The organism is Salipiger sp. CCB-MM3, assembly GCF_001687105.1.
Classification (GTDB): domain Bacteria; phylum Pseudomonadota; class Alphaproteobacteria; order Rhodobacterales; family Rhodobacteraceae; genus Salipiger.
In genome coordinates, this window is the sequence record NZ_CP014595.1 from 1,876,546 (window position 1) to 1,887,500 (window position 10,955).

The following is a 10,955-nucleotide window of genomic DNA, read 5'->3' on the forward strand; positions in this document are numbered from 1 at the left end:
GCCTCCGTGTGATCTGTCCGAGAAATCTGTCCGTGTGATCTGCGGCGGACGCTAGACCCACGGCAGCTCAAAGAAAAGGGGCCGCGTCCCGAAGACAGCGGCCCCTTCCAAGCTTTATGTGCGAGACTTATTCGCGGAACGCCTTGGAGAAGTAATCGGTGAACGGTTTCACCAAATAGGCGAGCGGCGTGCGGTCCGCGGTGCGCAGGAAGGCCTCTACCGGCATGCCCGGAACGAGGCTTGTGCCTTCGGGCAGGCGGTCGATCTGTCCTTCGTCGAGCATGATCTCGGCGCGGTAGAAGCTGGCCGAGGTGTTCTCGTCGGTGAAGGAGTCGGCCGAGATCTGCGTCACCGTGCCAAAGGTCTCGGGCGTGCGGCGCTGGTCGAGCGCCGAGAAACGCAGTGTCACCTCTTGCCCGACGTGCACCTGATCGATGTGGATCGGCGGCACCTGCGCGGTGATCACCAGCGGGCGGTCCTGCGGAATGAGGTAGAGCACCGGGTCCGCGGCGCGGATCACCGAACGCGGGGCGAAGACGGTCAGCCCGTAGACCACGCCGCTGACGGGCGCGCGGATTTCCATCCGCTTGAGCTTTTCGAGCAGGGCAGAGCGCTGTTCGGCAAGCTCACGCTCGCGGTACTGCATGTCGCGCAGCTGGGTGATCGCCTCTTCGCGGCGGGTGGTGGCGAGCTTCAGTACCTCGATGTCGATCTCGGTCATCCGGCCTTCGGACTGCGCCTTCTGCGCCGTCAGATCGCCGACCTCGCCCGACAGCCGCGCTTCTTCGCGCTGCAGGGCGAGCACGCGGCTGGCCTGCGCAAGACCGCGGTCGAGCAGTGATTTCTGGTCGTTCAGCTCTTCTTCGATGAGCGCCAGCTGGCTGTTCAGCGCGGTCTGCTGCGCGTCGAGCCCCTCGACCTGATTCACGATCTGATCGCGGCGCTTGGTCAGCTGCTCGGACTCGCGGTTCATCGACTCGAGACGGGCGAAGAACAGGTTGCGCTGGCCTTCGATCAGCTCCTGCACCTCGTCGTCATAGTCGGCCACCTTGAGCAGCGTCTCGTCGAAGGTCAGCTCCTCAGAGCCGTCGCGTTCCGCCTGCAGGCGGGCACGGCGGGCGACCAGTTCGAAATACTGACCCTCGACGATGTTCAGCTCGGACTGCAGCAGCGTTGGATCGAGCTTGATCAGCACATCGCCAGCTTCGACCACATCGCCCTCGTCGACGACGATCTCTTCGACCACACCACCATCGGGGTGCTGTACGACCTGACGGTTGCGTTCGACCTGAATCTGGCCCCCGGCGACGATGGCGCCGGAAATATTGGTTGTGGCCGCCCAGGTGCCAAAGCCCCCGACGAGGATCAGCAGGGCAATAAGGCCCAGCGTGAGCGGTTTCTTGAGCGGGAAGCGCTTGTCGGTCTCTTGCGACATTAGCGGACACCTCCGGGCCCGGCGTGCCGGGTAATCTGTTCGTGGTTCTTGACCTGCGCGCGCAGCACCTCGTCCTTCGGACCATAGGCGACGCGGGCCCCATGCTCGAGCATCAGCAGCATGTCGCATTCGCGGATCGCGGCAGGGCGGTGGGCCATGATGATGACCGATTTGCCCTCTTCCTTGAGGCGGCGGATGGCGGCGTTGACCGCCTCGCTGCCCTCATTGTCGAGGTTCGAGTTGGGCTCGTCGAGCACGAGGATCACCGGATCGCCGTACATCGCACGGGCCAGGCCGATGCGCTGCATCTGACCGCCCGACAGCCGCCCGCCGGTGGCGGTGACGCGGGTGTCATAGCCCTTGGGCAGCTTGAGGATCATCTCATGCGCGTCGGCCTTCTTGGCCGCCTCGACGATCTTCTCGGGGTCGGGCTGGTCGGCAAGACGGGCGATGTTCTCGGCGATGGTGCCGTCGAACAGGCTGACCCGCTGCGGCAGATAACCGATGTGCTTGCCCAGATCCTCGTCATACTGATCGAGCGTTGCGCCATCGAGACGGATGCGCCCGCCAGCGGGGCGCCAGACCCCGGTGATCGCGCGCGCCAGCGTCGATTTGCCAGCGCCGGACGAGCCGATCACGCCGACCGCATGGCCCGGCTGCAGATCGAAAGAGACCAGACGCAGGGCGGCCTGCTGCTCTCCCGGCGGCACCACGGTAAGCTGCTGAACCTCCAGCAGCGCGCGCGGCTTTGGCAGCGGCGTGCGGGCGGGCTCGGGGGGCATTTCGCCCAGCAGTTCCGACAGGTTGTCCCAGCCTTTGCGGGCGCGGGTGACCATCGGCCACTGGCCGATTGCCAGCTCGATGGGCGCAAGCGCGCGGCCCATCAGGATCGAGCCTGCGATCATCGCACCGGCGGTCAGCTCGTTCTGCAGCACCAGATAGGCGCCAAGACCCAGCATCGCCGACTGCAGCAGCATGCGGAAGCTCTTGGTCATCGTGGTAAAAGTGCCAACGAGGTCATTGGTCGAGATCTGGCCGTTCAGCGCCTCCGAGCGGGCGCGGTCCCAGCGGCGAAACGCGGCCCCGCGCATCCCCATGGCCTGCACCGTCTCGGCGTCGAGCCGGATCTGCTCCGAAGTCTGCTCGGCGGCCAGCACCGCGCGGTTGGATTTCAGGGTCGGCGCGCGGCTCAGCATCTGGTTGGCGATGGTGATGATCACCAGCACCACGCCGCCAGCAATGGCAAGGAACCCGAGCCACGGGTGGAACACGAAGATGCCCGCGATGAAGAGCGGGGTCCAAGGCAGATCGAACAGGGCCATCAGCACCGGCGAGGCCATGAACCGCTGCACGGCCTCAAGATCCTTGAGGCCGGTGGCGGCCAATTCGTCCATTTTTACCGACGAGCGCCGAATCACGGCATCGAAGACGCGCATGTCGAGCGCCGCCTGAAAGCGCGCGGCGACTCGTGCCATCACGCGCCCGCGGGCGTAGTCGAGCACGCCCATCATCCCGTAGAGAAACACCACAAGTGCGGTCAGGGCCAGCAGCGTCGCTTCGGACCGCGAGCCAAGCACCCGATCGTAGACCTGAAGCATGTAAAGCGGACCCGTCAGCATCAACATGTTGACGAAGAAACTGAAGATACCAACGAACCAATAATAGGGCCGACTTTGCTTGCGGGCGGCTGCAAGTTCATCAGCTCCAGCAGATTTTATTCTATTTTGCATGAGCGCTATTCCGCTCTCCGTTTGTCTGTATTTCGTCTGCGACGTGGATTCTCAAAAATATCCATGTCGCACTCTTGCCACGCCTGAGGCACATGCCGATTGTCCGCTTGGGTTGGGCACCTTTTCCAATTACCTAGATCTTGTACATCAAGATTCGGTTTTTCCTAATGACAATTCCACGGACGGGCGGCTGCGCCTCGTTGCTGCGCGCCTTTGCTGCGTTGGCGCTTATAACGGGATTCGCGGCCTGTGCGACACCCGGTCCGGGCGAGTCGCCCGACGGCATCTTCGATCCGCAAGAACCCGCCAACCGCCGCGTCCACTCGTTTAACAAGAAGATCTATTCCGGCCTTTCCGGTAAAGGCGATGGCGGAATGATTTCTTCGCTTCCGCAGCCGGTTAAATCCGGCGTGGTCAATTTCTCTGACACGGTTGCTTTGCCGCAGACCGTGGTGAACCAGATTTTGCAGGGCCGCTTGCTGCGCGCCTCGCGAAACACACTTCGCTTTTCCGTGAACGCGACGCTGGGGATTGCCGGGCTGATGGATGTCGCCAGCCCCATGGGCCTGCCCGAAGATCGCAGCAATTTTGGTGAAACACTCTTCGTTTGGGGCTTTCCCGAGGGCGCCTACATGGAGCTCCCGGTGCTCGGCCCCTCGACCGAGCGCGAGACGGTTGGTCTCTTCGTCGACTTCTTCACCGATCCGTTTGCCTATGTGCTTCCCTCGCCGCAACGCTATGTTCGCTACGGCGCCCGTCTGGGCGAACTGGCGATAAAGCGCAGCGACTATGGCGACGCGATCGACGCGGTTCTGACCGGCAGCGCCGACAGCTACGCGCAGGCACGGGTGATCTGGCTCGAAAAACGCCGTCACGAACTGGGCGACGACAGCATTGAGGGCGCGGGGTTCATCGACCCCGAAGCCTTGGATACGGAGGGATTTTGATGAGTTATTTCGCGAGCCGCCGCAGCTTTCTGACCCATGGGCTGGCGCTCTCGGGGCTGGCGCTGCTGCCCGGCGCGGCGCTGGCCGCCAGCGCGGCGCAGGCCGAGCAATTGGTGCAGGGGCTGGTCGGTGACGTGAACGCGGTGATCGCCTCGGGCGCTTCCGAGTCGGCGATGATCGCGCAGTTCGAACGCATCTTCGGGCGCTATGGCGACATGCCCTATATCGCGGCCTATGTGATGGGCGCCGACGGGCGGCGCGCGACCGGGGCGCAGAAGAAAGCCTTCACCGCGGCGTTCCAAGGCTATGCCGCGCGCAAATACGGCAAGCAGTTCCGCCAGTTCGTCGGCAGCGAGATCACCGTCTCCGGAACGCAGAAGGTCAAGAACGCCTATCAGGTGGCCACCGTCGCCAAGCTGCGCGGGCAATCGCCCTTCGAGGTGACCTTCTTCGTCGGCGAGAAATCCGGGCGGTTCTACAATATGTACGTCGAGGGCGTGAACATGCTGCTCACCGAACGGACCGAGATCGGCGCCATGCTCGACCGGCGGCGGGGCGATATCGACGCGATGATCGCCGACCTGCGTAAGGCGGGCTGAGCGCCTCAGCGGCGCTTGCGGGTGCGCAGCGGCAGCGTTCTGGCGAAGGTCAGCCGTTGCGCACCGCCGCGAAACTCCGGCATGCGCAGCAGCAGCCGGAGTTTCGCGGCGGTGCGGGCCGCTGCGCCTGCGGCGCGCCGAGCAGCGAAACCCGCAGCCGCCCATCCTGAGAGACCAGCGAGACGCTGCCGCCGGGCGGGCCGATGGTATCCGGGTCGGTGCCATCGCAGAGACGGGCGGCAGCGCCCCGTTCCATCGGCTCGAAACCGTCGAATTCGACGCGGTCCACATGCATTTCTTGCATCCTTCTAAAGGTCGGTCTGTCAATGCGCTGTCTCTGGGCGGTCTTTTGCCGCGCAGCGTCATGCTCTTCGGGCCAACATGCGGCAAAGATGTTAAACATCGGTGTCAGGCCATTGCAGGGGGCGGGCGAGGGGCGCACCCCGGCATTTTTTCCATGCCGATGTTCTTGAACCGTTCATGCGCTGCGCCCATCTCTACTCCGAGGCCCGATACCGCTCCGTGCTGCCTGGCAGGCGGGGCAAATCCCAGACGGGCGCTTGTGGAAGGAGAGACGTGATGAACTTGGAGAAGTTCACTGAAAGGTCGCGTGGGTTCATTCAAGCCGCGCAGACCATCGCTATGCGGGAAGGCCATCAGCGGCTGGTTCCCGAACACCTGCTGAAGGCCCTGATGGACGATGACCAGGGGCTGGCCAGCAACCTGATCACCCGGGCCGGCGGTGCGCCGCAGCGGGTGGTGGAAACCCTCGATCAGAAACTCGCGAAACAGCCGAAGGTCTCGGGCGACGCCGGTCAGGTGTATCTCGACTCGGCCACCGGGCGCGTGCTCGACGAGGCCGAGAAGATCGCGAAGAAGGCGGGCGACAGCTTTGTTCCCGTCGAGCGTGTCCTCATGGCCCTCGCCATCGAGCGCAGCGGCGCCAAGGAGGCGCTGGAGGCCGGCGCGGTCACGCCGCAGAAGCTGAACGAGGCGATCAACGACATTCGCAAGGGCCGCACGGCGGACAGCGCCAATGCCGAAGAGGGCTATGACGCCCTCAAGAAGTATGCGCGCGATCTGACCGAAGCCGCCGAACAGGGCAAGATCGACCCGATCATTGGCCGTGACGACGAGATCCGCCGCTCAATGCAGGTGCTCTCGCGCCGCACCAAGAACAACCCGGTGCTGATCGGTGAACCCGGCGTCGGTAAAACCGCGATTGCCGAAGGTCTTGCGCTGCGCATCGTCAATGGCGACGTGCCCGAAAGCCTGCGCAACAAGCGGCTGATGGCGCTCGACATGGGCGCGCTGATCGCCGGTGCGAAGTACCGCGGCGAGTTCGAAGAGCGGCTGAAGGCCATCCTGAAGGAGATCGAGACCGCCGCTGGCGAGATCATCCTCTTCATCGACGAGATGCACACGCTTGTCGGCGCAGGCAAGGCGGACGGGGCGATGGACGCCTCGAACCTGCTGAAACCGGCACTGGCCCGCGGCGAGCTGCACTGCGTCGGCGCCACCACGCTCGACGAGTACCGTAAGCACGTGGAAAAAGACCCGGCCCTCGCACGGCGCTTCCAGCCGGTGATGGTGCAGGAGCCCACGGTCGAGGACACGATCTCGATCCTGCGCGGCATCAAGGAGAAATACGAGCTGCACCACGGCGTGCGGATCTCGGACTCTGCGCTTGTGGCCGCGGCGACGCTCTCGCACCGTTACATCACCGACCGTTTCCTGCCCGACAAGGCGATCGACCTCATGGATGAGGCCGCTTCCCGCCTGCGCATGGAAGTGGACAGCAAGCCCGAAGAGCTTGACCAGATCGACCGCAACATCCTGCAGATGCAGATCGAGGTCGAGGCGCTGAAGCTCGAGGATGATGCTGCCTCGAAGGACCGGCTCGAAAAGCTCGAGAAGGAACTGGCCGAGCAGGAAGAGCGCTCTGCCGAGATGACCGCCAAATGGCAGGCCGAACGCGACAAGCTGGCCTCGGCGCGGGACGTCAAGGAACAGCTCGACCGGATGCGCGCCGATCTCGAGATCGCCAAACGCGAGGGCAACTTCGCCAAGGCCGGTGAACTGCAGTACGGCAAGATCCCCGAGCTCGAGCAGAAACTCGAGCAGGCCGAGAAGGGCGAAGGCGATGTCATGGTCGAAGAGGCCGTGCGTCCCGAGCAGATCGCCGAGGTGGTCGAACGCTGGACGGGAATCCCGACCTCGAAAATGCTCGAGGGCGAGCGCGAAAAACTGCTGCGCATGGAAGATGGACTGCACAAGCGGGTCGTCGGCCAGAGCCAGGCGGTGCGCGCCGTGGCCAACGCGGTGCGCCGCGCACGGGCAGGGCTCAACGACGAGAACCGTCCGCTTGGCTCGTTCCTGTTCCTCGGGCCGACCGGCGTGGGCAAAACCGAGCTGACCAAGGCCGTGGCCGAGTTCCTCTTTGATGACGACAGCGCGATGGTTCGCATCGACATGTCCGAGTTCATGGAGAAACACGCGGTCGCCCGTCTGATCGGCGCGCCTCCGGGCTACGTCGGCTATGACGAAGGCGGTGTGCTGACCGAGGCCGTGCGGCGGCGCCCCTATCAGGTGGTGCTGTTCGACGAGGTCGAGAAGGCGCACCCGGATGTGTTCAACGTGCTGCTGCAGGTGCTCGATGATGGTGTGCTGACCGATGGTCAGGGCCGGACCGTGGACTTCAAGCAGACGCTGATCGTGCTGACCTCGAACCTCGGCTCGCAGGCGCTCAGCCAGCTGCCGGAAGGTGCCGACAGCGGCGCGGCCAAGCGTGACGTGATGGATGCGGTTCGGGCGCACTTCCGCCCCGAGTTCCTCAACCGTCTCGACGAGACGATCATCTTCGATCGGCTCAAGCGCGAGGACATGGGCGGGATCGTCGAGATCCAGCTTGCGCGGCTGCTCAAGCGTCTGGCGAACCGCAAGGTCAATCTCACGCTCGACGCGGATGCCAAGAAGTGGCTCGCCGAAGAGGGCTACGATCCGGTCTTCGGGGCACGTCCGCTCAAGCGGGTGATCCAGCGCGCGCTGCAGGATCCGCTGGCCGAGATGATCCTCGGCGGCGACATCCACGACGGCGACACGGTGCCGGTGAGCGCCGGGGCCGACGGGCTGATCATCGGCGACAAGATCGGTGCCAGCAACCGGCCGCGTCCCGACGACGCCGTGGTGCACTGAACAGCGCCCTATATATAATGTGAGAAAGGCCCGCCGATCCGGCGGGCCTTTTTCCTGTTCGCGGGGCCGAGCGGGTCATCCCGCCCGGCCGCTGCGGTCAGATCACTCGGGCATCAGCACGCCGTCGATGACGTGAATCACGCCGTTCGAGGCTTCGATGTCGGCTTTGGTGACGCTCACGCCGTCCACGGTCACGCCGTCCGAGGTCATGATCTCAAGGCTCTCGCCCTGCACGGTCTCGGCCATCATGCCGTCCTCGAGGTCCGTCGACATCACTTTGCCCGGCACCACGTGGTAGGTGAGGATGTCGGTCAGCTTGTCCTTGTTCTCTTCCATCAGAAGCTCGTCCACGGTGCCCTCGGGCAGCGCGTCAAAGGCTTCGTCGGTGGGGGCAAACACGGTGAACGGGCCTTCGCCGGTCAGCGTGTCCACAAGGCCAGCCGCCTCGGCTGCGGCCAGAAGGGTCGAGAAGTCGCCGGCTTCCTGCGCGGTCTCGACGATGTTCTTTTCCATGTGGTGATCGGCCAGAGCCGGGCCGGCGATCAGGGCTGCGGTGGTGGTGAGAGCAATGGAAGTCATGCGGATCATTGTGAAGTCCTCCTTCATCAGGTGAATGTACCAAGGATTACGGGGGCTTCTCGCAGACGGATCAGCCTGAAATCCGCGTGAGCCGGGCTTGCCGGAGGACGGGGCGGGGCTATTGCAGCGCCCGAAATCGGGCAAATCCGGGCGATCTGGTCGAGCCTGCGTGAGAACATGTCAGCACCTCGTGAATGATCTGGCGCGGTTTTCGCCTGATCCCGCACTGATCCCCATCGGATCCCCGCCTGATCCCAGCAGAAGCTGCGGCGCTAACAGTGATCCAGCCCCCTCACTCCTGCCTTGCCGTGACGACATCGCCTTGTAACCATGCCAAGCGACAAACCCGGCAATCTACGCAATCACACGACAACGCAGAGGCACTTCATGGGCGCGGCAATGTATATCCTGCAGGTTCTGGCACTGGTCTTTCTGGTGGCCATCGGTCTTGCAGTGCTGGCGGTGGTCTTGCTCTACCTGATCGACACCACCCAGACCGGCGACGCGATCCGGCGCAACTACCCGGTGATCGGCCGCTTCCGGGGCTGGTTCAGCAAGCTCGGCGAATTCTTCCGCCAGTACTTCTTTGCCATGGACCGCGAGGAGATGCCCTTCAACCGGGCGCAGCGCGACTGGGTGTATCATGCCACCAAGGGCAAGGATAACACCGTCGCCTTCGGCTCCACCCGCAATCTCAACATCCCCGGCACGCCGATCTTCGTGAACGCGGTCTTCCCGCCGCTCGACGATCAGTTCTCGGCGACCGAGCCCATGGTGATCGGCCCGATGGCCAAAGTGCCCTTCGTGGCGCGCTCGATCTTCAACATCTCGGGCATGAGCTATGGCGCGATCTCGCGCCCGGCGGTCGAGGCGCTCAGCCGCGGGGCCGCCGCGGCGGGCATCTGGCTTAACACCGGCGAGGGCGGGCTCGCCCCGTTCCACGAGCTTGGCGCCTGCGATCTCGTCTATCAGATCGGTACCGCCAAATTTGGCATCCGCGATGAGCACGGCAATATCGATGACGCCAAGCTGGCGGCGGTGGGCGCGCGTCCGCAGGTGAAAATGTTCGAACTGAAACTCGCCCAAGGTGCCAAGCCCGGCAAGGGCGGCATCCTTCCGGGCGAGAAGGTCAACGCAGAGATCGCCGCGATCCGCGGCCTCAAGGTGGGCCAGCCCGGCATCTCGCCGAACCGCCACCGCGAGATCGACACCTTCGAAGACCTGCTCGACATGATTGTCCACATCCGCCGTGTCTCGGGCAAGCCGGTGGGCTTCAAGACGGTGATCGGCTCTTCCGACGAGTGGGAGCGCATGTTCCAACTGATCGTCGAGCGCGGACCCGAAAGCGCGCCCGACTTCATCACCATCGACGGCGGCGAGGGCGGCACCGGGGCCGCGCCCATGCCGCTTATCGATCTTGTCGGCATGCCGATCCGCGAGGCGCTGCCGCGCATCGTCGATCTGCGCGACCGCTATGGCCTCAAGGAACGCATCCGCATCGTGGCCGCGGGCAAGCTGGTGAACCCGGCGGATGTGGCATGGGCGATCTGCCTCGGCGCGGATTTCGTCACCTCGGCGCGCGGCTTCATGTTCTCCATGGGCTGCATTCAGGCGCTGAAGTGCAATCGCAACACCTGCCCGACCGGCATCACCACCCATGATCCGCGGCTGCAAAAGGGCCTCGTGGTCGAGGACAAATACATGAAGGTCGCCAATTACGCCAAGGCGGTGATCAAAGAGGTCGAGACCATCGCCCATTCGGTTGGCGTGTCGGAGCCGCGGCAGATGCGCCGCCGCCATGTGCGCATCGTGCAGGCCGACGGCAGCTCGATCCCCTTCTCGAAACTGCGCCCAAGTTACAGAGGAGACACCGCAACGTGAGATCGCTTGGTTTGGTGGATCGGCGGATTGCCGCTACCTTTGCTGAAACCCGGATACCCACACCCGTATGAAGGAGGATACCCATGGCGTTCCGCTGGAAAGGCGATCTCAAGGATCATCACGTTACCGACGAGTCGCTGTGGCTGAATCGCCGGCAGCTCATCGGTGGGGCAGGGGGGCTGGCACTGGCCGGTCTCACGGGCCGCGCCCATGCGGCGGAAGGGCTCGAGCCCAACAGCTGGGAAGAGATCACCAGCTACAACAATTACTATGAGTTCGGCACCGATAAGGGCGATCCCAAGAAATACGCCGATGCGCTGACCACCGAGCCGTGGTCGGTCACCATCGACGGTATGGTCGACAAGCCCGGCACCTACGCGCTCGAAGACATTCTCTCGCAGATGAGTATCGAAGAGCGCATCTACCGCTTCCGCTGTGTCGAGGCATGGTCGATGGTCGTGCCGTGGAACGGGTTCGAACTGGCCGACCTGCTGAATATGGCTGGCGTGCAATCCGGAGCGAAATACGTTGCCTTCGAGACGGCGCTGCGCCCCGACGAGATGCGCGGCGTCTCCTATCCGGTGCTCGA

The 10,955-nt window shown here is 64.1% G+C and carries 9 protein-coding genes (1 of these 9 running past the window's edge); 5 read left to right on the forward strand and 4 right to left on the reverse strand.

The genetic code is table 11. The features are described 5' to 3' along the window. Nucleotides 1-127: 127 nt before the first annotated feature. Both AYJ57_RS09125 and AYJ57_RS09130 read right to left on the reverse strand, forming a co-directional pair. On the reverse strand, nucleotides 128-1,435 hold the full coding sequence (locus AYJ57_RS09125; protein ID WP_066103976.1) for an HlyD family type I secretion periplasmic adaptor subunit: 1,308 nt from the start codon (nucleotides 1,433-1,435) through the stop codon (nucleotides 128-130). After that, the gene (locus tag AYJ57_RS09130) at nucleotides 1,435-3,165 is read right to left on the reverse strand and encodes a type I secretion system permease/ATPase (protein ID WP_066103979.1); all 1,731 of its coding nucleotides are present in this window, start codon (nucleotides 3,163-3,165) and stop codon (nucleotides 1,435-1,437) included. The genes AYJ57_RS09125 and AYJ57_RS09130 overlap by 1 nt, the downstream gene beginning before the upstream one ends. A 140-nt stretch (nucleotides 3,166-3,305) precedes the next feature. On the opposite strand from AYJ57_RS09130, the gene AYJ57_RS09135 reads away from it, so the two are divergent. Beyond that, a complete protein-coding gene (locus AYJ57_RS09135) occupies nucleotides 3,306-4,112 on the forward strand; it encodes an MlaA family lipoprotein (protein WP_237220137.1) in 807 nt (268 codons plus the stop codon). Beyond that, nucleotides 4,112-4,711 carry an MlaC/ttg2D family ABC transporter substrate-binding protein gene (locus tag AYJ57_RS09140; RefSeq protein WP_083191197.1) on the forward strand — a complete coding sequence of 200 codons (600 nt, stop codon included), beginning with the start codon at nucleotides 4,112-4,114 and terminating at the stop codon, nucleotides 4,709-4,711. The genes AYJ57_RS09135 and AYJ57_RS09140 overlap by 1 nt, the downstream gene beginning before the upstream one ends. A 49-nt stretch (nucleotides 4,712-4,760) precedes the next feature. On the opposite strand, the gene AYJ57_RS09145 is transcribed toward AYJ57_RS09140, so the two are convergent. Next, complete coding sequence (locus AYJ57_RS09145) at nucleotides 4,761-5,006, reverse strand: hypothetical protein (protein WP_066103985.1); 246 nt, start codon at nucleotides 5,004-5,006, stop codon at nucleotides 4,761-4,763. 284 nt (nucleotides 5,007-5,290) lie between these two features. Between AYJ57_RS09145 and clpB the strand changes: the two genes are divergently transcribed. Next, nucleotides 5,291-7,906: an ATP-dependent chaperone ClpB gene (gene clpB / locus AYJ57_RS09150; RefSeq protein ID WP_066103988.1), complete on the forward strand. Its 2,616-nt coding sequence runs from the start codon at nucleotides 5,291-5,293 to the stop codon at nucleotides 7,904-7,906. A 102-nt stretch (nucleotides 7,907-8,008) separates the two neighbouring features. On the opposite strand, the gene AYJ57_RS09155 is transcribed toward clpB, so the two are convergent. Further along, complete coding sequence (locus AYJ57_RS09155) at nucleotides 8,009-8,494, reverse strand: fasciclin domain-containing protein (RefSeq protein ID WP_157374036.1); 486 nt, start codon at nucleotides 8,492-8,494, stop codon at nucleotides 8,009-8,011. A gap of 378 nt (nucleotides 8,495-8,872) precedes the next feature. Between AYJ57_RS09155 and AYJ57_RS09160 the strand changes: the two genes are divergently transcribed. Further along, nucleotides 8,873-10,366 carry an FMN-binding glutamate synthase family protein gene (locus tag AYJ57_RS09160; protein WP_066103991.1) on the forward strand — a complete coding sequence of 498 codons (1,494 nt, stop codon included), beginning with the start codon at nucleotides 8,873-8,875 and terminating at the stop codon, nucleotides 10,364-10,366. 83 nt (nucleotides 10,367-10,449) lie between these two features. Beyond that, nucleotides 10,450-10,955: the 5' portion of a protein-methionine-sulfoxide reductase catalytic subunit MsrP gene (msrP, locus tag AYJ57_RS09165; protein WP_066103994.1), read on the forward strand. It continues 397 nt past the right edge of the window; only the first 506 of its 903 coding nucleotides appear in the window; its start codon is at nucleotides 10,450-10,452; its stop codon lies off the right edge, out of view.